The sequence below is a fragment of the Bacillus sp. SRL543 genome (genome assembly GCF_984799205.1).
This window is the reverse complement of record NZ_OZ481794.1, coordinates 3,184,175-3,205,912: the sequence shown is the minus strand read 5'-3', so window position 1 is coordinate 3,205,912 and position 21,738 is coordinate 3,184,175. Positions and strand designations below refer to the sequence as shown.

Annotated in this window: 21 protein-coding genes; 17 read left to right on the top strand and 4 right to left on the bottom strand. The window is 46.5% G+C overall.

Annotated elements, in window-relative coordinates:
* The first annotated feature begins 73 nt into the window (after positions 1-73).
* The 11 genes from panB to AC4E8B_RS16355 all read left to right on the top strand — a co-directional run bounded on the left by panB (position 74) and on the right by AC4E8B_RS16355 (position 10,465).
* Positions 74-910 (top strand): 3-methyl-2-oxobutanoate hydroxymethyltransferase, encoded by an 837-nt coding sequence (panB, locus tag AC4E8B_RS16405; protein ID WP_490214414.1) that lies wholly within the window; start codon positions 74-76, stop codon positions 908-910.
* On the top strand, positions 907-1,755 hold the full coding sequence (panC, locus tag AC4E8B_RS16400; protein ID WP_490214413.1) for a pantoate--beta-alanine ligase: 849 nt from the start codon (positions 907-909) through the stop codon (positions 1,753-1,755). Before panB ends, panC begins: the two co-directional genes overlap by 4 nt.
* Before the next feature lie 21 nt (positions 1,756-1,776).
* Complete coding sequence (gene panD, locus AC4E8B_RS16395) at positions 1,777-2,160, top strand: aspartate 1-decarboxylase (RefSeq protein WP_490214412.1); 384 nt, start codon at positions 1,777-1,779, stop codon at positions 2,158-2,160.
* Positions 2,161-2,428: 268 nt separating this feature from the next.
* Positions 2,429-5,233, top strand: coding sequence for an ATP-dependent DNA helicase DinG (gene dinG / locus AC4E8B_RS16390; protein WP_490214411.1), 2,805 nt, complete (start codon positions 2,429-2,431; stop codon positions 5,231-5,233).
* Positions 5,234-5,309: 76 nt separating this feature from the next.
* On the top strand, positions 5,310-6,158 hold the full coding sequence (locus tag AC4E8B_RS16385; protein ID WP_490214410.1) for a ComEC/Rec2 family competence protein: 849 nt from the start codon (positions 5,310-5,312) through the stop codon (positions 6,156-6,158).
* A gap of 241 nt (positions 6,159-6,399) precedes the next feature.
* A complete protein-coding gene (locus tag AC4E8B_RS16380) occupies positions 6,400-6,570 on the top strand; it encodes a YpmA family protein (protein WP_224901011.1) in 171 nt (56 codons plus the stop codon).
* Positions 6,571-6,584: 14 nt separating this feature from the next.
* Complete coding sequence (locus AC4E8B_RS16375) at positions 6,585-7,058, top strand: cell wall elongation regulator TseB-like domain-containing protein (RefSeq protein ID WP_490214409.1); 474 nt, start codon at positions 6,585-6,587, stop codon at positions 7,056-7,058.
* A 31-nt stretch (positions 7,059-7,089) separates the two neighbouring features.
* Positions 7,090-8,274: a pyridoxal phosphate-dependent aminotransferase gene (locus AC4E8B_RS16370; protein WP_490219734.1), complete on the top strand. Its 1,185-nt coding sequence runs from the start codon at positions 7,090-7,092 to the stop codon at positions 8,272-8,274.
* Positions 8,275-8,440: 166 nt separating this feature from the next.
* A complete protein-coding gene (locus tag AC4E8B_RS16365; RefSeq protein ID WP_490214408.1) occupies positions 8,441-9,145 on the top strand; it encodes a DnaD domain-containing protein in 705 nt (234 codons plus the stop codon).
* A 145-nt stretch (positions 9,146-9,290) separates the two neighbouring features.
* Complete coding sequence (nth, locus tag AC4E8B_RS16360; RefSeq protein ID WP_490214407.1) at positions 9,291-9,938, top strand: endonuclease III; 648 nt, start codon at positions 9,291-9,293, stop codon at positions 9,936-9,938.
* The gene (locus tag AC4E8B_RS16355) at positions 9,938-10,465 is read left to right on the top strand and encodes a YpoC family protein (protein WP_490214406.1); all 528 of its coding nucleotides are present in this window, start codon (positions 9,938-9,940) and stop codon (positions 10,463-10,465) included. Before nth ends, AC4E8B_RS16355 begins: the two co-directional genes overlap by 1 nt.
* A gap of 47 nt (positions 10,466-10,512) precedes the next feature.
* Here AC4E8B_RS16355 and AC4E8B_RS16350 read toward each other — a convergent pair whose 3' ends face one another.
* A complete protein-coding gene (locus AC4E8B_RS16350) occupies positions 10,513-13,263 on the bottom strand; it encodes a PBP1A family penicillin-binding protein (RefSeq protein ID WP_490214405.1) in 2,751 nt (916 codons plus the stop codon).
* Positions 13,264-13,297: 34 nt separating this feature from the next.
* A complete protein-coding gene (gene recU / locus AC4E8B_RS16345) occupies positions 13,298-13,909 on the bottom strand; it encodes a Holliday junction resolvase RecU (protein ID WP_490219732.1) in 612 nt (203 codons plus the stop codon).
* Positions 13,910-14,047: 138 nt separating this feature from the next.
* Here recU and AC4E8B_RS16340 point away from each other — a divergent pair, with 138 nt between their 5' ends.
* From AC4E8B_RS16340 to AC4E8B_RS16330, 3 genes are all read left to right on the top strand, one after another.
* Positions 14,048-15,034 carry a DUF2515 domain-containing protein gene (locus AC4E8B_RS16340; RefSeq protein ID WP_490214404.1) on the top strand — a complete coding sequence of 329 codons (987 nt, stop codon included), beginning with the start codon at positions 14,048-14,050 and terminating at the stop codon, positions 15,032-15,034.
* Between the two features lie 660 nt (positions 15,035-15,694).
* On the top strand, positions 15,695-15,961 hold the full coding sequence (locus tag AC4E8B_RS16335; RefSeq protein WP_490214403.1) for a hypothetical protein: 267 nt from the start codon (positions 15,695-15,697) through the stop codon (positions 15,959-15,961).
* A gap of 91 nt (positions 15,962-16,052) precedes the next feature.
* Positions 16,053-16,424, top strand: coding sequence for a YppE family protein (locus AC4E8B_RS16330; RefSeq protein WP_490214402.1), 372 nt, complete (start codon positions 16,053-16,055; stop codon positions 16,422-16,424).
* A gap of 89 nt (positions 16,425-16,513) precedes the next feature.
* Here the strand turns inward: AC4E8B_RS16330 and AC4E8B_RS16325 are convergent, their stop codons facing one another.
* Complete coding sequence (locus tag AC4E8B_RS16325; protein WP_490214401.1) at positions 16,514-16,720, bottom strand: YppF family protein; 207 nt, start codon at positions 16,718-16,720, stop codon at positions 16,514-16,516.
* Positions 16,721-16,909: 189 nt separating this feature from the next.
* On the opposite strand from AC4E8B_RS16325, the gene AC4E8B_RS16320 reads away from it, so the two are divergent.
* The 3 genes from AC4E8B_RS16320 to AC4E8B_RS16310 all read left to right on the top strand — a co-directional run bounded on the left by AC4E8B_RS16320 (position 16,910) and on the right by AC4E8B_RS16310 (position 20,863).
* A complete protein-coding gene (locus tag AC4E8B_RS16320; protein ID WP_490214400.1) occupies positions 16,910-17,458 on the top strand; it encodes a YppG family protein in 549 nt (182 codons plus the stop codon).
* A gap of 152 nt (positions 17,459-17,610) precedes the next feature.
* The gene (locus AC4E8B_RS16315; protein ID WP_490214399.1) at positions 17,611-18,474 is read left to right on the top strand and encodes an ABC transporter permease subunit; all 864 of its coding nucleotides are present in this window, start codon (positions 17,611-17,613) and stop codon (positions 18,472-18,474) included.
* Between the two features lie 10 nt (positions 18,475-18,484).
* The gene (locus AC4E8B_RS16310; protein WP_490214398.1) at positions 18,485-20,863 is read left to right on the top strand and encodes an ABC transporter permease subunit; all 2,379 of its coding nucleotides are present in this window, start codon (positions 18,485-18,487) and stop codon (positions 20,861-20,863) included.
* Positions 20,864-20,973: 110 nt separating this feature from the next.
* Here AC4E8B_RS16310 and AC4E8B_RS16305 read toward each other — a convergent pair whose 3' ends face one another.
* Positions 20,974-21,453: an Hsp20/alpha crystallin family protein gene (locus tag AC4E8B_RS16305; protein ID WP_490214397.1), complete on the bottom strand. Its 480-nt coding sequence runs from the start codon at positions 21,451-21,453 to the stop codon at positions 20,974-20,976.
* Positions 21,454-21,738: the final 285 nt, after the last annotated feature.

The following is a 21,738-nucleotide window of genomic DNA, read 5'->3' as shown; positions in this document are numbered from 1 at the left end:
TCACTTGTTTTGTCTCCTCTGACTCTTGAGGCAGGTCTTTCGCGGCCTGTACTTATGAATGGGAGGAAGAAGGATGAAGCAAACTACAGATTTCTTAAAGATGAAGGAAAAAAACGAAAAAATCGCGATGCTGACTGCCTATGATTATCCGGCAGCCAGGCAGGCAGAAAAAGCCGGAATGGATATGATCCTTGTTGGTGATTCACTTGGCATGACGGTATTGGGCTACGAATCGACCATCCCGGTGACGATGGAAGATATGATCCATCATGGTAAAGCGGTAAAAAGAGGGGCTGCCAATACTTTTATTGTCATTGATATGCCCTTCATGAGCTATCATCTCCCTGAACGTGATACCCTGCTGAATGCAGCCAGGCTGATTCAGGAAACAGGGGCAATGGCAGTGAAGCTTGAAGGCGGGGAAAAAGTCGCTGATAAAATAAGAAGCATTACGAAAGCAGGCATCCCGGTATGCGCCCATCTGGGACTCACTCCCCAGTCAGCCGGTGTACTTGGAGGTTATAAAGTCCAGGGGAAAAATGCTGAATCAGCCAGGAAGCTGATCAGCGAAGCGAAAAGATGTGAAGAGGCCGGTGCTTTTGCACTTGTTCTTGAATGCGTGCCAAAGCAGCTTGCTGAAGATATATCCTCAATTCTGGCAATCCCGGTCATCGGCATCGGGGCCGGTGCTGGAACGGATGGGCAGGTCCTTGTCTATCATGATTTGCTGTCGTACGGGACAGAAAGAATTGCGAAGTTCGTCAAACGGTATGCAAACATGGATGAAGAAGCGGATAAGGGCTTGAAAGCCTATATCAGTGAAGTGAAGGCAGGAGTATTTCCAGGCGGGGAGCACAGCTATACGATGAAAGAGGAAGAACTGGCAGGACTCTATGGAGGAAGATCATGAAAATCATAACATCACCAAGAGAGATGCAGCAGATCATGCTGGATGAAAAAAAGTCCGGCCGTACAATCGGGTTTGTGCCTACGATGGGATATCTGCATGAAGGGCACCTCTCCCTGCTTAAGCGGGCAAGAGAAGAAAATGATGTGATGGTTCTGAGCATCTTTGTGAATCCGCTCCAGTTTGGCCCGACAGAGGATCTGGAGTCTTATCCGCGGGACTTGGAACGGGATTCTCATCTTGCAGAAAGTGAAGGGGCAGATTATCTGTTCCATCCGGCACCTGAAGACATGTATCCCGGGGGCAATCCTTCCGTTTCAGTCGCAGTAAGCCGGAAAACCGATGTTTTGTGCGGAAAATCCAGGCCGGGCCATTTTGATGGTGTAGCGACGGTTGTTTCCAAGTTATTTCATATCGTTATACCGGATAAAGCTTATTTCGGCAAAAAAGATGCACAGCAGCTGGCAGTGATCGAGAGCCTTGCACAGGATTTGAATTTCGCTGTCAAAGTAATAGGGGGAGAAACGGTAAGGGAGCCGGACGGCCTTGCCAAAAGCTCCCGGAATGTCAGACTGCTTCCGGAAGAGCGGAAGGAAGCACCTGTTTTATATGAAAGCCTGTCAGAAGCAGCCCGCTTGATTGCGGAAGGAACAAAGGACACAGAGCAGCTTAAAGCGTTCATCCGCAGCAGGATAACGGGAGAGAGCTCCGGGAGCATCGATTATGCTGAGATTCTTTCTTATCCGGATTTAAAAGAGATAGACAGAGCAGAAGGTACGATCATCCTTGCTCTTGCCGTGAAATTCAAACATGCACGCCTGATAGATAATATAATCATTGCAGTTTAACAACTGATCGGAGGAAAAGACATGTTCCGCACCATGATGAATGGAAAGATCCACCGTGCAAAGGTGACAGAAGCTAATCTTAATTATGTGGGCAGCATTACTATTGATAAAGACCTGCTGGATGCGGCCGGAATGGCTGATAATGAGAAAGTCCAAATCGTCAATAACAATAACGGGGCAAGATTCGAAACCTATATCATCCCGGGAGAACGGGGAAGCGGGGTGGTTTGCCTGAACGGGGCGGCAGCAAGGCTTGTCCAGGTCGGAGATACAGTCATCATCATTTCTTATGCCCTCGTCCCTGACGAAAAAGCAGATTCCCATAAGCCAAAGGTAGTCATTATAGGAGAAGGCAACACCATTTCAGAGCTGCTCCATGCTGAGCCTGCTTCAACCATACTTTGAGAATGATCATTACTATAAAGTAAAAGGCTGCATGGCAAAATGGCAATGCAGCCTTTTTGCAGGCGGCATTTTCTTTTTTCTATCATAGAACCTTGATTGAACTGCCCCCACTTATCCTTATACCAGGCTTGAAGTGGGGGTCTTCTCGTCAGAAATGATAAACACTGCACTGATGGGAAGAAAAATAACGACGGGCAGGGCTGTTTATCTTTTTTATTTTCCGCTTTTGTGATACCGTTTGAATGACTGAATGTTTGAGGTGTAGCCGATGAGTAATAAATATGTAGTAGTTGATTTGGAAACTACTGGCAATAGTGCCAAAAAGGGCGATAAAATCATTCAATTCGCTGCCGTTGTCATGGAAGGCGGAAAAATAATTGATCAGTACTCCAGCCTGCTCGATCCAGGGAAAGAGATTCCGGCCTTCATTGAGGAGCTTACCGGGCTGAATGACAGCATGGTCAGTGATGCACCGGTATTCGCAGATATAGCCCCTAAAGTGATGGAGCTATTGGAGGATGCCTATTTTGTGGCGCACAATGTCCTGTTCGACCTGTCCTTTTTGCAGGAGGAGCTTCTGAATGCAGGATGCCCGGGCTTTTATGGGCCGGTCATTGATACGGTTGAGCTGGCCAGGACCATTCTTCCCTGCTCTGACAGCTATAAATTGTCGGATCTGTCTGCAAAAGAAGGGATTGTCCATGACAGGCCGCACCAGGCGGACAGCGATGCTTATGCCACTGCAAAGCTGCTCCATATTTTCCTGGAACGTCTAGAGAAACTGCCCCAGACGACAATCAGACAGCTCCTGAAGCTTTCAGGGGGGCTAAAGAGCGATCTTGATCTTATTTTGGAAGATATCCTCCTTGAAAAGCAGCGGACGGCGGAGACCCTCCCTGAAGGGATTGTCATACATAATGGAATTGCCATAAAGTCAGGCGAGATTCTGGAAGCATCTTCAAGCCGCCAGACGGCACCTGTTTATCCGGCTGGAAGCAAGGAAAAAGAAGATATGCTGAAAAGGGCATTTCCGGACTATGAACTGCGCCCCGGCCAGCTTGCCATGATGGATGCCGTTTACCAATCTTTTCTAAATAACGAGCATACCCTGGTCGAAGCAGGCACCGGCACAGGGAAAACGCTTGGCTATCTGCTGCCGGCTTCCATTTTTGCCAGGCAGGAAGGAGCCAGGGTGCTGATCAGCACTTATACTGTCCAGCTTCAGGAACAGCTGCTTTCGAAGGACCTGCCTTTGCTAGAAAAAATTCTGGGCTTCCCGGTCAGTGCGGTGCTTCTAAAAGGCAGGAATCATTATTTAAGCCTTGCCCGATTTGAGCAGTCATTAAAGGAAGCGGATGATAATTATGATACTACGCTAACGAAAATGCAAATACTGGTCTGGCTGACTGAAACAGCCACTGGTGATGTGGATGAACTGAATCTTTCCAGCGGCGGCAGTGTTTTCTGGAATAAGATCCAAAACGGGGACAGCGTATTCATGGACGAATCAGGCTGGAAGTCTAAGGACTTTTATAATAGAGCAAGAAAAAGCGCTGAAAATGCTGATCTGATCATTACCAATCATGCTATGCTTTTAAGCAGCCTGTCAGGGGAAAACCGGATCTTCCCGCCTTATGATTATGCGGTAATCGATGAAGGTCATCAGTTCAGCAAGGCGGCCGGGAAGCATTTTGGCTTTTCGGTCGATTATTTATCATTGCGCCTTCTGCTCGGAAAAATTGGCCTTTTTGACCAGAAGCAGCTCCTTTATAATCTTGAGCGGCTGCTTGAAGGCAGGGCGGCAACAAATGGCACAGCTCATCCTTTCGAGCTCAACAGCCTGATGGCTGATCTTCAATATGAGATGGATGAGTTTTTCAAACTGATAGGAATATATGGAAAGAGGAAATTGAAAGCAAGGAAATATGCATCCAGCAAAATAAGCTTCCGGCTCACCGACATAAGCCCGCGGGACTTAAAAGCGGTGGAGGCTTCAGCAGAGCGTTTATCTTTCTTGGTCATGGACCTTGCCGCAGCGATGGACGAAAGGATTCAACTGCTATTGCCTTCAGCCGGCGAACTTGCCCCGGGCGATCAGGCGCTGCTGGAGGAGGTCTCTGCCTCCATTGGCGAGCTGAAAGATGTCCGCGAAAGCATCAGGAAGACTATATTTGCTGAACATACTGCCTGTGCAATCTGGGTCGAGATGGACGGCAGAGCAATGCAGAATGCGACGAGTGTCTACTCTCAGCCGATTACTGTCGCGGAAAATTTGAGGGACGGCTTCTTTAACCAGAAGAAAAGCGCCATTATTACATCTGCCACTCTTTCTGTCGGCCAGTCGTTCGATTATATTATGGACGAACTGGGCCTTGACCGGTTCAGCTGCCAGACGGAACAGATAGAGTCCCCATTTGACTATGCCGCACAAGTCAGGCTGGCCGTACCATCGGATTTGCCTGAAATCAATACCGTGTCACAGGAGGAATATATTTCGGCGATCACAGAGCATATCATCTCACTGGCGGAAGCGGCGAAGGGGAGAATGCTGATTCTGTTCACTTCCCATGATATGCTCCGCAAAACCTATGAGCTTGTGAAGGAAAGCGGCTTTCTCGAAGAATATGTCCTTATAGCCCAGGGAATTACGTCTGGAAGCAGGACAAGGCTCACACGGAACTTTCAGCGGTTTGACAAGAGCATCCTTTTTGGGACAAGCAGCTTTTGGGAAGGTGTGGACATACCCGGTGAAGATCTTTCCTGCCTTGTGATGGTCCGGCTGCCTTTTTCTCCTCCGGATGAGCCATTGGCAGAAGCGAGGAAGGAAGCAATCCAGAACAGGGGCGGCCGGCCTTTTTCGGAGCATGCCCTACCCGAAGCTGTCCTTCGCTTCAAACAGGGAGTCGGAAGGCTGATCAGAACAGGGAGTGACCGCGGAATCATCGTCGTGTTTGACCGGAGGATCGTCACAGCGTCATATGGGAGGGCATTCCTTGAATCCATCCCGAGCATCCCAGTTAAGGTCAGCCCCCTGGATGCTATAGTTGACCTTGTGGAAGATTGGCTGCAATAAGGAAAAATATACCGGGATATAAGGATAAAATCCCTCGAATGACACACTCTAATGGATAGCATTGGAGGAATTCGAGATGAATCTGCTATTCGCCTTTCTTATATTGTTTACCAACTGGTATTATGTCCCTGTTGAATCTCCATCCCTGCCTGCAGAAGTAAAAAGCATTGATTTAAAGCTTAAACGGAATGAACTGGCAATCACGTTTTTTTCCCTGCAGGAAGGAGAATCTGCTCTGGTCCAGCATCCGGATGGAGAAAATATTCTTATTAATACAGGCGGTGAAGGCTCTGGAGAAGAGCTTTCAAGGCTTCTTGAACTATATAATGTAAAACAAATATCGACTATCATCATGACTGAAGAAGATGCCAGCTCCATGGTGAATGCCGGAAGCATCATAAGGGAATTCGGTGTTAAGCAGCTCGTTGCCGGCGAGGGGCTGGCCCGGAAACGGATGGAGGAGCTTGAAGAGTTTGAAGAGGTGAATATCCATATATGGAGCGCTGGCACAAGGCAGCAGCTTTTCCATAACTTAAAAGCTGAGGTCCTCTTCGAAAACGAAACCCCGAAAGAAGGAATGGACCTTGAGCTTACACTTATGAAGCATAAGGTGCTGCTGCTCAATTCCAGCAGCCTTGATGCAGAAAAGGCCCTTCTCAAAAAAAATCTTTCAGATGTAAATATAGTGAAAATGCCAGGCTTCGGGCAGGGCAATTCAGTTTCAGGGCAGCTGATCAAACATCTTGATCCTCAAATAGCTGTCATCTTCCAGTCCAGGAAAGTAAAGCCTGATGAAGATCTTTTTAAAATGCTGCATGAAGCATGGATCGATGTGTATTATACCGGGGTCCATGGTACGGTAACAATAAAGTTCACTGATTTGAATTATGAAGTGATCACAATCTCCCCTGGAGAAGCGGGGTAGCCTGCATGGCATTAAGGAAGTGCAGGGACCCCTTACTATACAAAAAAAGCTGCGCATGATTGCGCAGCTAAAAGACGTTGTGGACTAGAAGAAAATTTTTGGTGAATCATGCATCTTTGGTTAACGGATCTTAACATCACCTGTTATAATATTGGCAAAGACCTGTAAGGATAGTATAAGCTGTCCGGGCTGTATTATCAGCTGCAATATTTGTCAAAGGTCCGGAGAGAGGAGAAAAACAATGGAAAGCAAAATAGAAGTGCTGTCGACTGTAAAAATCAGCAACAGCCCCGATTTGTATAAAATCGTCGATTCCTTAAATAGGACATTAAAGGAGAAAGATTTAATGTTCGGGCTGGCACTTGACCAGGAAGATCAAAATAAAGCGGTATTCACCATTTATCGTACATAAAGCAGAGTGATAATATGAAAAAATGGATCATCATCAGCATCATTGCGGCCGCCATCATGATCGGGATAGCCGCTAAAGTTTATATTGACTCAACAGAGCCGGTCAAAGCTGCATCTGAAAAAGCGCTTGAACGGGCAAAAGAAGAGACTGCACTTGAGGAAATGGACAGCTTTACCCTATATCACGGACAGGAAACCTTTTACGTGCTTCAGGGAAAGGATAAAGCAGGAAAAGAACTCATTGTCTGGGTTCCTGAGAAAAAAGGGAAGCCGGTTGTCAAAAATGCAAAAGACGGCATATCTAAACAAGAAGCCATTGATATAGTTAAAAGGGAAAAGCAGCCAAAAGAGATTGTTTCTGCGAAGCTGGGGATGGAAAAGGGCTTTCCTCTATGGGAAGTGTATTACCGTTCTGATGGCGGCCTGATCAATTATTATTATATTCATTTTGAAACTGGGGAAATGCTCAAGCGGATTGAAAATTTATGATGAGGATGAAATGGAGGCGCAAGCTATGAAAATAAAGCTAGCAGGCAGGGTGGAGGCGCTGACGCCTTCTTCCACGCTGGCGATAACAGCTAAAGCAAAAGAACTTAAAGCCCAGGGCCATGATGTAATCGGGCTGGGGGCGGGAGAGCCGGACTTCAACACGCCGCAGCATATCATAGATGCCGCTTTGGCTTCAATGAATGAGGGGCACACGAAATATACTCCGTCTGCAGGACTTCCCGCGCTGAGAGCCGAAATAGCTGCAAAGCTCAAAAAAGACCAGGGGCTTGACTACAAAATCAATGAGACCTTTGTCGGAAGCGGGGCAAAGCATGTGCTTTATACCCTGTTCCAGGTACTTCTTGATGAAGGGGATGAAGTAATCATCCCTACTCCTTACTGGGTCAGCTACCCTGAGCAGGTGAAGCTGGCAGGAGGGGTTCCTGTATACGCAGAGGGTTCAGAGGAGAACGGGTTTAAAATCACTCCGCAGCAGTTGAGGGAGGCTGCTGCAGAGAAAACCAAAGCAGTCATCATCAACTCCCCCAGCAATCCGACCGGAATGCTTTATACCGAAGAAGAGCTGATGGCCCTTGGGGAAGTATGCCTCGAAAAGGGCATCCTGATTGTATCGGATGAAATATACGAGAAACTCGTCTATGCTAGCAGCCGGCATGTATCCATTGCACAGCTGTCCCCTGAATTAAAAGAGCAGACCATCATTGTCAATGGTGTATCTAAATCACATTCGATGACAGGATGGAGGATTGGCTATGCAGCAGGCAGCAGCATGCTAATCAAAGCAATGACCGACCTTGCGAGCCACAGTACTTCAAATCCGGCCACTGCTTCCCAGTACGGCGCCATTGCAGCCTATGCCGGCACACAGGAGCCGGTTGAGGAAATGAGGCAGGCATTTGAAGGCAGGCTCGAAAAGATCTTCGGCAAGCTGGTATCGATCCCAGGCTTCACCTGCCTCAAGCCGCAGGGTGCATTTTATTTATTCCCGAATGCCAGGCAGGCAGCCGAAATGACCGGCTATAAAGATGTGGACAGCTTCGCCGAAGCGCTTCTTGAGGAAGCATTGGTCGCGGTCATCCCAGGCTCCGGTTTCGGGGCTCCAGACAACATCCGCCTTTCCTACGCAACCTCTCTTGATTCATTGGAAGAAGCCGTTGAACGGATCCGCAGGTTTGTGGAAGAGAAGTCCCGGTGATTGTAATGGCGTCAATGGGAAAATAAAAAGATCCGCTTATGCGGATTTTTTTATTCATACGCACTCAGTGATGTTCTGTTTTCAGACCTAATTTCTGGCAGTACTGCCTGTTATTCTCCTTACTGGCCCTGAAGGTTCATGATATACTCTAAAGGAGGTGTCCAGGATGAAAGACAAAATTATCAAGTGGCTCCAGGAAGGGAGCCTGTCCATACCAGGTGCCCTCTTGGCCCGCTATCATAAAATGAATATAACTGAACAGGAACTCGTTCTTCTTTTGCATATATCTGCCTTTATAGAAAAAGGCAGCGACTTTCCGACCCCGAATGAAATATCGTCCAGAATGACGATTTCTGATACAGCTTGCACTGATATGATCCGGAAACTGATCCAGAAGGGCTTCATTGAAATACTAGACTGCTTTTCGGATAATGGAATCCGCTATGAAAAGTATTCTCTTGATCCTCTTTGGGAAAGGGTGGTTGACCAATTCCTCCTCGAAGACAAACAAAAGGATGCCAAATCCCATCAGCAGGAAGAGATGGATCTGTATACATGCTTCGAAAAAGAATTCGGAAGGCCGCTTTCACCTTTTGAATGTGAAACGCTGGCAATGTGGATGGATGATGACCACCATGATCCTGTCATCATTAAAGCGGCATTGAGGGAGGCAGTTATATCCGGAAAGCTGAATTTCCGCTATATCGACCGTATTTTATTTGAGTGGAAGAAGAAAGGGATCAAGACCATCGAACAGGCGAAGAGCTTTGGGCGCAAATTCCGCCAAAATCAGCCGCAGGCAAGGCAAAAAGCGGATGAACGACCTGTTCAGCAAAAATCGATTCCTTTTTACAACTGGCTTGAGCAATAATGTTAATGGCGGGAGATATCTCCCGCCCTTTTTATATGACCTTTTCCTGGATTCCTCCTCTGAGCTTCAGTAAAGCGTTTCGGAGGACAGGATATAGAGAAAAGGTTAAGATAAGTGAAACATAAAAAATAGAGTGGTGATACAAATGCTGAATAAAACACAAATCAGGCATTGCCTGGATGTTATGGGTGAAATGTTTCCGGAGGCCCATTGCGAGCTTAATCATGAGAACCCGTTTGAACTTGTCATTGCAGTTGCACTATCTGCTCAATGTACAGATGCATTGGTCAACAAGGTAACCAAAAACCTTTTCCAGAAATATAAAACGCCAGAGGATTATTTAGCTGTTTCCCTTGAAGAGCTTCAGAACGATATCAGGTCAATCGGCCTGTTCCGGAACAAGGCAAAGAACATCCATAATCTCTGCAGGCTGCTGATCGATGATTATAATGGCGTTGTCCCGCACGACAGGGACGAACTGACAAAGCTGCCCGGGGTTGGGAGGAAAACGGCAAATGTCGTCGTTTCTGTGGCTTATGATGTTCCTGCAATCGCTGTAGATACCCATGTGGAGAGGGTCAGCAAGCGGCTCGGGTTCTGCAGGTGGAAGGATTCTGTTCTTGAAGTGGAGAAGACACTGATGAAAAAAGTGCCTGAGGACGAATGGTCAGTTACGCACCATAGGATGATTTTCTTCGGCCGCTATCACTGCAAGGCGCAAAACCCGCAGTGTGAAATCTGCCCGCTCCTTGACACTTGCAGGGAAGGCAAGAAAAGGATGAACAGGAAATAATGGCAGGGAGTGAGAAAATCCTGCTGCGGGTGCCTCCTGAAATATCCCATCCCTTCCTGATGAGTGAAGGGGAGGAAGCCTGGGAGCCGGCTTGGGCAGATCAGTTTCAGGGTGATCCTATGTTCATCTATGAAATTGCCTTTTATCTTGGAATTGAAGCCCTCAGGCCATGGGAGAAGGCGGAAGAGTTCCTGCCTATCAGAATCGGGCAGTGGGAGAAGGATAAGTCCGCAATACGTGCTTTGCATGAGAAGCGGGAGCGGACGGGATTGGCCGGAACAATGAGGCATGCCACGGGCCTTTTCCTTCAGATGTTATTCTGGACGAATGGACAGCCGGTCAGGCTGGGACCTGCTGATGAATTATTCAAATTAGCTGTTAAGCCTCCTAATCTTAAGGAAAGGCTGGAATTTGTTTTTTCCAGCCCGCTCCTTTATCATTCGTTCATTCAATTATGTGAGCTGCAGGCTGAATTAGAAAAGCAGCGGCAAAAGAAAATAGCTATACAAAAAGCGTTTAAGCAATGAGCTTAAACGCTTTTTTTCATTATTCATTTTTGATGATGGCCACTGGATTAATTGCTGCCGTCAGACCCGGATCCGCTGCCGGAGCCGGAACCAGAGCCAGAACCAGAGCCAGATCCACCAGATCCGGAACCAGAGCCAGTTCCACCAGATCCGGAACCACTTCCTGTCCCGGTACCTCCAGAGCCGGAGCCGGTACCGCTGCCAGATCCTGTTCCGGAACCGGACTGTCCTCCGGTCTGGCCGGTTTCGCCTGAACCGCCGCCGGAGCCATCCTCGCCGCCGGAGCCGTCTTCGCCGTCATCTTCATCGTTTTCTCCGTTTCCATTGCCGCTGCCAGGATTCTGATTGTCTTCCTCATTTTCATCTTCATTCTGATCAGCATCGTCATCCTGGCTTCCGTCTTCTCCATCTTCAGGTTCTTCCTGTCCATCGTCTTCAGGAACTCCTGGGACGGTGACAGATACAGAAGCAGGATCGCTGCGCATTTCCTCTCTGAACGCTGTTACACTGAATGTGTATGTGCTTCCAGGTGCGGGAGCAGTGAACCTCAGGCCTTTTTCAGCAGTTACTGTAGGCTGCTGGCCGCTGCCGTCAACCGAAGCATTCACTTCGAATTGTACGCCGTCTTCTGAACCGTACTCCCAGCCAACCACGATTTCATTGGTTTCAGGATCAAATACGGCAGATAAGCCTTGCGGCGCATCAAGCTTGTCATATTTCTTTGAAACCTGTGTAGGCGCTTCTCCTTTAACTGCATACTCAGTAAGGATCTGGTCGCTTGGCGTATACGCGCTTGCGAGCTTTGAAGTGCCTTTTTCAATTTTCACGACCTCTACACTTTTCGGCATTTTGAAGTCAGGTGTTTCTTTTCCTTCTGATACATGTGCCATTAGGTTTTTAAATAGATTTTGAGCTATTTTCTGATCTCTTCCGTTTGAAGGAAGGTAATTCTTCCTTTCTTTATAGCCAGTCCATACTGCCGCTGTATAATTCGTTGTATAGCCGGCAAACCAGGCATCAGGTACGGCTCCATCTGGGACATTGTATTTGGATATTTCATCACTGCTGTAATTTGTCGTTCCTGTCTTTCCTGCGATCGGCAGGCCTTGAACGTTGGCCTGCTGGCCGGTGCCATATGAATCCTTTACAACACTCTTAAGCATGTCAGTGATCATAAAGGCAGTATAGTCTTTCATTACAGCCTTGGATTCTGGTGTCAGGTCAAGCTTTGTTCCATCCCGCAGTTCAACACTCTTTACAGTATGGGGGGCGTTGTAAATGCCGTTGTTCCCAAACGCGCTGTATGCGCCCGCCATTTCCATTGAGGAGACACCGTTTTTAAGACCGCCAATAGCGTAGGATTCCTGGATATCTTCCAAAGGAATACCTAAGTTGACGGCAAAATCCTTAGCTCTTTCCAGACCGACCTCCTGAAGTGCCATGACTGCAGGAACGTTCCGCGACCGGGCGAGGGCTTCCCTCATGCTCATCGGGCCCATGTGGCGGCCATCCCAGTTATTGAATTCAGTGCCATTGGAGTAAGCATAAGGCTTATCATCCAATGTATAATAAGTTCCCCACCGTTTATATTCAATCGCTGGACCATAATCCAAAATCGGTTTAATAGTCGAACCTGGCTGGCGCTTCTGGCCAGTGGCATAGTTGAAGCCAAACTCTACTTCAGGATTGCGGTTTCCGCCAAGGGCCCGGATTTCTCCGGTTTTCGTGTCAAGGAGTGTGATGCCCGCCTGGAATTCCTCATTCGGGAATTCAACAATTTCATTGCCGTTGAGCATCGTCTCAACATATTCCTGTGCATCTTTGTCCAGTGTAGTGTATATCTTCAGTCCATCTGTAAAGACATTAATTGTTCCATACTTTTCATTAATTTCAGCAATGGCCTGCCCGATGAAAGAATCATAAGGAATGTCTCCATTGATTTTTCGATTCTCTTCGGCGACCAGGGAGGATGTGACCGGAATCTTCCTGGCAGCTTCCATTTCTTCCTGGGTGATATAACCGTGCTTATTCATCAGTGTCAAAACAATATTCCGCCTTTTTTCCGCCTTATCCGGGTGGTTGAAAGGGTTGTAATTGTTCGGGCTTTGCGGAAGTCCTGCAAGCAGGGCTGCTTCATGAAGCTCGAGGTCCTTCAGCGGTTTGCCGAAATACGTTTCTGAAGCAGTCGCGAAACCGTAGGAGTATTGCGACATATTCACTTTGTTCATATAAAGCTCTAAAATTTCATGCTTCGTATATTTGCGTTCCAGCTGGATGGCAAGCCATGCTTCCTGAGCTTTACGGGAAAGCTTTTTGTCAAACTCGAGGAAGTAGTTTTTGGCTACCTGCTGGGTGATCGTGCTGGCTCCTTCTGCGCCAAAGCCTTCTGTGATGTTGGCAAGGATTGCACCGCCGAGGCGGATCGGATCTATCCCATGATGCTTATAAAAGCGGGAGTCTTCTGTAGCGATTACCGCTTCCTCTACGATCTTCGGTATGTCCTCATACTCGACATAATCCCGGTTTTCGGAACCGATGGTCGCAATCTGCTCCCCGTTCATATCATAAATTTCAGATGCGATAGCGGATTTCAACTTCTCTTCATCAAGTTTTGGCGTATCTTTGACCATGAATGCAAATGCACCGGCCCCGATGATGATTCCGGCAAGCCCGAGGGCGATCAGCACCAGGAATATCTTTTTGAAGATACCGCCTGTTTTCTTTTTGGGAGCTTTCTTTTTAGTGCCGGCGGACTGCTGCTTCCGGCGCTCCTCCCTTGAGTTGTAGTTTTCTGCCATATATATATTCATCCTTTCTTACATCTGCATAAAATCATGTAAGATTATAAAGATAATCTATTACTTTAATATAGTCAATCCTGGGCTGGAAGCCAAGCTGGATCTTATGGCCATTATCTTCTATTTCCGTTTTGGCAATGGATTTGCGCCCGCCATTCTCCATCCTCTCCCAAAAAGGGAAAAGTGAGCCGGCTTCAAGGAGGAAGATTTCTTCGCTCTCTGAGAACCGGAGCAGCACAAAGCATATTCCCCCTTGTGCAACTACCCTCCGCATATGGGATATTTGGTGGGCATGGAAGTTCTTAAGGGGAAAAGAAGTGCTGTTCTTTGTTTCCTTCGCTTCAAAATCAATATATCTTCCTTTATAAAGGCCGTTATAATCTGTTGTTGAAGCTTGCTTGAAATAAGCCTCCTTGATTACTGCAGCACTCCTTTTCGGATAGTCCACATTTACGATCTGCACTGGAGTTGGCTTTTTATGGATTACAGCCATCCCTCTTTCCAGGTAAAAATCATTCGTTTCATTTATATCGTCCTCTAATGTCATCCCCCTGTTGGAATATGTCCATTTTTTCTCCTTTTTCACAGGCGCAGCAGCCGCCTTTTGCGGCAAATACTTTCGTCCGTTTGGATAGTGGAAATTCACTTGAATCACCTGCCTGTTTTCATTGTGCCGGCATGCCGGCAATCGCACACTACTCATCATACCAAAAGTGCCGCCCTGAATGTTGAATAAAAAGCACCAAAAAGTGAACGATAACAACAGTGGGCAAGGAGGTTTGCTTTGAGAAAGACTGCCAATTACACACTTGACAGCTCCGAACGGATGCTCGCCGAGGAAATCCGTTCAGCCGTGGATCATTATAATAAAGACAATATCAGCAGGACCAACGCATACTTCGAATATTACCAGTCCCACCCGGACATCCAATGGTCTTTCCTGGCGAGTATGGTTTCACGAAATGCAGGCTGGAATATGTGCGATCTGGAAGAGGATTCTTTTGCCTGCCTCCTGGGACCGGAAATCAGGGAGCGGCTTTTCCTTACATATGAGCGTGCCAATTGGCTCATCTTCTCAGATGCATTTCCCCAGCTGCTTCTCTATGAATATTCGACGAAAAAAAACTTGCCAATGTTTCATCTACTGCCATTCTTTCATGTTTCTTCATTTATGGAAGAAGAATGGACCCGGTACTGGCAGGAGGGGGACCGGGCAAGGTTGATGACAGCCCTCATTATAAATGAACAAAATCTGATCCAGCGCCCTGTGATTGATCACCCGGTCTATAAAAGGAGGGTGTTCCATTCCCTGTTTTTTTCTATCCAGGACTGGCTGCATTTCAGCTCGGTCCTGTTTCCAACCTGCAGCGGCCAGATTTATGGAGCAAGTGTAAGTAAATTCAGGAAAACGGACGAAAGAATCAGGCTCGGTAAAAGGCTTGCAGAGATCCTGTTCTCACCCGTGCTGTATCCGGAGTTCCTGGAGTTCGCAGAACGAGTGCCCCACACAGGATCAAGGGTGGATTATGAACAATTCCTTGATGGCGGAACAAGGCGGGCCATGCAAACCTTAAAAGACACTTACCCTGTTATCAGCCATCACATACATGAAAACCTTGATTGGTCAAAGGATAAAAAAGCAAACCCGGATTGGTTTTCCGAAAAAGGGGAAATGAAAGAGCCTGTCTTGATGACAAAGTGGTTCTTGAATAAGCAAGAGCAGCTGGAGCGGGCAGCGGGAATAAAGAAGTTTATCGGTTTTAAAAGGTAGACCCAGCGTTGGCATCTGATTAATTGGCGGACCAGCTGTAGACTGAGGGTTTGGTTTGGTAAAAGAGCCGGATATAGTTCACCAGCTGACGCCGCTATTTCAGCAAAACCGAAAAATAGCGGTTGTGGAAACCAGACTGGAACCACTATTCTGACTCTAACCGAAAAATAGTGGTTCTAGAAGACCAGACTGGAACCACGATTCTAAAACCCAGAACTCCAATCTCCCCGCAACCTTATTGAATGAAGTTCCTTGATTCCAGAACCTTAATGTTACCGGTGTCAATTGATAAGCAGTACAGCCAGCCCACGAAAAAAAGCAAGGGATCCCCCTTGCTTTCATCAGGTGGAAGGCCTGTCCGGGCCTTCCAGCTTTTTGCTGCCGTATCCAGCTTTCGTTTCTTCCTGCTTTTTAGGCTGAACTTTATTTTGTTTTTCCTTGTTTGCCATCTTCAACACCTCCATCCTTTAGTGTGTTCAATCACCAGCATTTCATCCATCCAAGATGTCGAAACTATCTTTAATGGACTGAAAAATATAACTTTCTTTGGCGAATCGCTTCTAGTTTTGTCAAGGGTGAAGGGAAGTGCAGAGAGAAGGCGAATACAGTGAATAGCAATAAGCCGCACAGTCGGGAAGGCATATGCAAAGGGGAGGTTATATGATGAAACACACTTCGCAGAAAGAAGAATTGCTTTATATGCTGAATGAGATATACGGCCAGCTGGAAGAATTGGATGCAGCACTTGAGACAAGCCTTTCAAAATTCAGGGGAGAAATAGCCGAAGACCATCAGCAAAAGATGATATACTGTGAATCAAGGATGGCCAAAGCTGAAAAAGAGCTGCAGGAGATCGTGAAAAAGGACGGCAGGGACCTTAAAGTGACAGGTGGGAATGACAGCATTAAGCTTGAATTGGGCTATTAGGTTGTCTAAAATAAAGAATGATGTTTAGTAGCTGGATACCCAAGCTACTTTTATTTTTTTTCTGAACAAATAAGCAACAGGAGATGAATATATGAATGAAGCGGAAAATAATTTAGAGCTGCTTACTAAAGAATTGCTTGCCTGTACAGAAGAAGCGGCAGTCCATTACCGCCAGGCACGGGAGAGGGGAACGAAGCCTGATTTCTATGCAGAGGTAAAACCCTTTGCCGATCATGCCAAGCACCTTCTTGATAACTGGTTACCTGCGGCAGCCGGCTGGATCATTGACAACAGGCCCAAGAACCTGCATGAAAATCAGATTGCTTCGGCAGCGGAGCATATAGAGCTCATTACTGTACAATGCTTCTTCCCGGAAACAAGCCGGACCCGTTTCATTAATTATTATAATTCTACTAAGTATGTCCTCAATGTGCTCCTTGGTCATTTGGACGGGAAAAAATAAAGCCTGACGGACAAATTGTCCGCAGGCCCGTGAATTTTAACTAATTGGCTGTGCCTTTTCAGCACGCTGCCCATTCTGAAATGAAGGGTTCAATTCTGCAGGTTTGGCGCCGGGATAAAGGAACTGTCAGCTTCAGCTCCCTGTGCTTCAAGCTCACGAATAAGGTTGCGGTATTCATTAATGGTGATTTCATTGTGGATATAGGCTTTTTTGGCGAAATCCAATAATTCATTGACGCTCTCGGGACTATAATCTTTCAGCTGCAGAAATTTGGCTCTCAGTTCGTGAATGTTCATTAATGTTCCTCCTCCGCCGTTTTAAATATCGTATCATGAAATAAAATAGTTCTCCGTTTTTAAAAAATTGAAACTTCCGACAAAATTCATCATGAGCAGACAAAAAAGGATAATCATTCCTCGGATGCACAAATTGGGCAGAAGCATCATAATTTAAAGTAGTGATCAGTATTAGGAGGATGTCTGCCCATGTTACGAAAAAACAGAAGTTTTCCGGCAAGATTGCAGCAGCCTGGGGGCAGCGGCATATACGGCCGGCAGAGCTACTACCCTGCATTCCCGATGCAAGGAAGCCCCCAGGCACATTATCCGCCCTTTGCCGGCAATCAATCAGCCTACTTCAATCCCTTCCAGCAGGCACATAATCCGCATTCTTATTTCCAGGGCTATCAGCCGCAGATGCAGCCGCAAATGCAGCAAATGCAGCCGCAAATGCAGCCGCAGGCCCAGCATCCTGCAAACCAGGGGCTTTTTCAGAATCCGCTGCAGCAGGAGGAAGCGTACCAGCAGCCTTCCAGCCAGCAGCCTAACAATCCATATCCTTACATGAATCCATACCCGAAGCAGTCTTTCATGGCAAAGCAGCCTTCAGGTGTGCAGTCGATCATGAACTCATTCAAAGGCCAGGATGGATCAGTTGATTTCAATAAAATGATGAATACAGCCGGCCAGATGATGAGCGCAGTCAATCAGGTGTCATCTATGGTGAAAGGACTGGGGGGAATATTTAAAGTTTAAGAACAGCTGCTGCAGGCTGTTCTTTTCCTATGTGAAAAAAACTCTTTTTAAGCTGTAAAATATTCCGAATTCATGGAATATTATTGACAAAATTGTGAAGGGAATGGAAAATGGAAACATTGACTAGAGGTCATTTATAAAGGGGGGTCAATATGCTTAGGCAATTTCAGCAGCTTATCATTGTGGTGCTGCTTATCCTGCTCATTGCCTCGCTGCCAATGATGGTAGTTGCAGATCCGGAAACACAATCGCTGAACTTTGATCCGGGTGCGCTGCCGCGGGTATACGGCGAATTTTTCACACAAATAGCAGATGGAGACTTAGGTACATATCAGCAGGGGACAAGGACACGTTCCATCGGAGAGGATATCGGGCGGTTTTTTATGACAAGCCTGAAGATCATGGAGGCGGGGATCCTCGCTGCAATTGTGCTGAGCCTTATTTTCGGTGTATTTATCAGCAGATTCCGGGCTGCCAGGGGGTTTAATTATATCCTGAACATTTTGGCATCCATTCCGGATTTCATCATTATCGTTGCTTCCATGATCCTTGCAGTTAAATTTTATAAAATGACGGGGATCAGGATCATTTCCCTAAGGCCGGATTCCGGTGCGCTGAATACGTGGTTTCCGACAGTGCTTGTGGCAATTGCCCCAACATTGTATTTATTTAAGCTGGTAGCTGTGAAATACTATCAGCTGAGCGGTGAGGATTACATCAGGACTGCTGTAGCCAAAGGGATGGTGCTGGATTATATCAATCTTCAGCATGTATATAAAAATATCGAGCCTTTTATCCTGGCGGAAATGACAAAGGTGATTTCGCTTGGGATAGGAAATTTATTTATCGTTGAATACATAATGAACGTTTCAGGTATTACGAAATTCATTTTCCAGGCTAATGGATTCCAGCCTATTGCAATCGGGCTGTTCGCGATGCTGCTTATGTCGCTCATCGTGTATCTTTCAATCAGAATATTATTCTATCTATTTAAGCGGGTGCTGATCCATGAATAAGCTTCTCAGGGTGAATTATTCGTTATATATTGGCGTATTCCTTGTAAGCGTTTTGCTTTTCTTTGCTGTTTTCGGACCATATCTGGCTCCTCATCAATTGTCCGAAGCGCTGGAGACCCAGTATAGGGATGGAAAGGTGCTCGCACCGCCGATCCAGCCGTTTGAGTCTGATGAATATCCATTGGGGACTGACAGATGGGGCTATGACATCGCATCCCTGATTCTCAATGGATTGAAATATACTGTTTTCATCGCAATTGCAGTAACTTTTATCAAAATGGCGGTAGGGACGATTGCCGGCTTGTATGTGGGAACATGGAAGCGGACTCCGGGATGGATGCTGGCCTTTGAAAATGCCTGGAGCTTTGTACCGCTGTTCCTTATTGTGTATTTTTTCTTCAGGGGAATCAATGCTTTGCCGTATATTCCGACTTGGAAGCTTGTCTTTCTGTTCATCCTGATCACTTCCATTGTCAGCATTCCCAGCATCGTCTCTTCTGTCCGGCAGAAAACGGCAGAGCTGAACAAGTCTGTGTACATAGAAGCGGCCAGGGCTTTGGGAGCAGGGAGGCACAGGCTGATCTGGAAACATATTTTCCCTCAGCTTAAGGAAACATTCCTTGTCATGTTCATTCTTGAAATTGTCTATGTGATTACAATCATGGGGCAGCTTGGTTTGCTGGAGATATTTGTCGGAGGTACAAGGGTCACCTATGATCCGCTGCTATTCCACTCTATAACGAAAGAGCTGGCAGGACTGGTCGGCCAGGCGAGGGGAAATATTTATGGGAACCTTCATATTTTAATGGTGCCCCTTACGGTCTTATTGATTACGACCATTTCTTTCAGCCTGCTCGCCAATGGCATGAAGAACCGCTTTCAGTCCAATTATCAAAGGACACCTTGGATCAAAACCGGACAGGAGCCTAAACTGAAGCCAGTAAGAAAAAATTACGGCCCCGGTAAAGCAAACAGGTTTCTGTCACCTGAGCCGCTGGCGCTTCTGATCCTTGTGATCATGTTTATAGGTGCCGGCACCTATGTGTATGCAACAAAAGATAATGACATAGGGGTAAAAAATTTCAGCCAGGCTGAATATGACTTGAGCATTAAGATGAACAAGCAAGGAGAATTCTCATCAGAGGCTGAAATTGAAGTGAAAAATAAATCAGAGGACGAATGGGAAAAGCTGGTGTTCTATTTTATCCCGAATGTATTCCAGGAAGGGCATACTTTCAAATCAGTAAAAGGAAATGCCTCCGTCTCTATGAAGTCAATTGAGGTGGACGGGAAGGAAGCAAACTATGAATTGAAGGGCGATACCTTGACAGTCCTGCTATCAGAAAAGCTGGGAGAAGGCGATAAAGGCAGAGTCAAGATAAACTATGAATTCACCCTTCCTGAAAAAGGGAACCGTTTTTCAAAAGTGGAGGAAAATTATTATCTTGCACAATGGTATCCGATGCTGGCAACCTTCCGTGAGCATAAATGGAATAAGGAAGACTATTCAGAAGGACTGGAAACCTATCATACCGATTTTTCAGATTATAAGGTTTCCTATGATATACCTAAAGGCTATACGATTGCTTCGACAGCAGATGAAGACCCGCCAGCTTCTGAATCCAAAGGGACATTGAAGGCCCAAAAAGCCAGGGACTTTTTCATCAGTATTCTTAAAGATACAAGCATGTATGAAGCTGAAGCAGAGGATGGTGTGAAGGTAAGGCTGTTTACGAAGGATGATCATAATAAAGAACCTGAACAGTCGCTCGAGCTTGCCAAAAAAGCACTGTCTTTCTATCAGGATAAAGTTGGTGAATATCCGCATAAGACGCTCGATATCGTCCTTGATGAAGGCCAGTTCATGGAGTATCCGGGCATTGTCACGATCAATCCGTATATAGAGGACGCCTACTTTTACCAGGTATCCATCGTTCATGAGATCGCCCATCAGTATTTTTATGGAACCGTTTCAAATGACCCTTATTACGAAGCCTGGGTGGATGAGGGGATCACTGAGTTTGCCACTAGCATGTATTTCTATGCTGGAGAAGACCAGGGGGAAATGCGGGCATTTTCTCTTCCATTTAACCGCATGAAGAGCATTGAAGAGGAAAATGTCAAAAGGCAGCATTCAAATGTGCCTCTGGATGAAGTGGCGCATAACGGGTATGTTTACGGCCAGCCGGCTGTAAAGATGCTTGAACTGGTCAATAACCGGTACATGGTCAAAGGCAATGATCCGCGCACTGTCGGAATGGACTTCCTCTCAGCATATTATGAAAAATTTAAATATAAAGAAGTGAATTCCGAAATGTTTGCCGATTTTGCTGCAGATTACTTCCTTGTGCCGAAAGGCTATTTTACAGATTGGCTGATGCTCGAATAACACTTGAAAAACAGTTGCAAAAAAGCTCCCTTGACATAGTTCAAGGGAGCTTTTTCAGCTTGTAAAGAGGAAGCCGTGCTCTCCCGGGCAGGGGAGTTTCTCAAACGGCGTCAATTGTTTTCATCAATGATGATTTTCTTGCCTGACTGCTTGGGAATCCGGATGATCAGCAGACCATCCTGGTAAGAAGCTCTTACCTTTTTTTCATTGATAGGCTGCGGAAGCGGGATGGTCCTGGATGATTGCTGCACCGTCTGCTTCCGGCTGAAAGCCCTGTGTTTATCATCCTCCTGGATGACGGTTTCAGCCTGGCTGACTGAAACGGTTATATAATTATCCAGTACATCAATATGGATCTGCTCCCTTTTTATTCCGGGCAGCTCTGCTGTAATATGATGTTCTTTATCGGTTTCGGAAACCCGGACAGAAAAGGAATTCTGCGGAAACGGGGTCTTAAAGAAATCATCAATGCTCTGCAAGAATCCTTTGACGGGTTTCTCCTGAAAGAATGTGTTCATAGATTTCATGATATCGCTGAATGGCTCATTTTTCTCTTTCTTTTTTGGGCCATCAGGCAGCTGTGAAGACATTCATGCATCTCCTCCCAAAACAGAATCTTGGGTTATGATATGCAAACGGCGCCCGATTGGTCCCTGGAAAAAGGGCTTCTCCGTTCTTCTTACAAGATAAGAAGGTATACTTTTTTAACTTCGATTACTGTCTAGCTGCAGCGCCTGCCCGCTCGAGGTCACAAGCCAGTCCTGCCCAAAAGGCATAGAACGCCTTTCGGCAGGATCGTCTTGAGGCCCCCAGGAAGCTGGTCATGCAGACGTTGCCACAGGACGTGGCGTTCTTAGTCTGCGTTCCTTAATGGT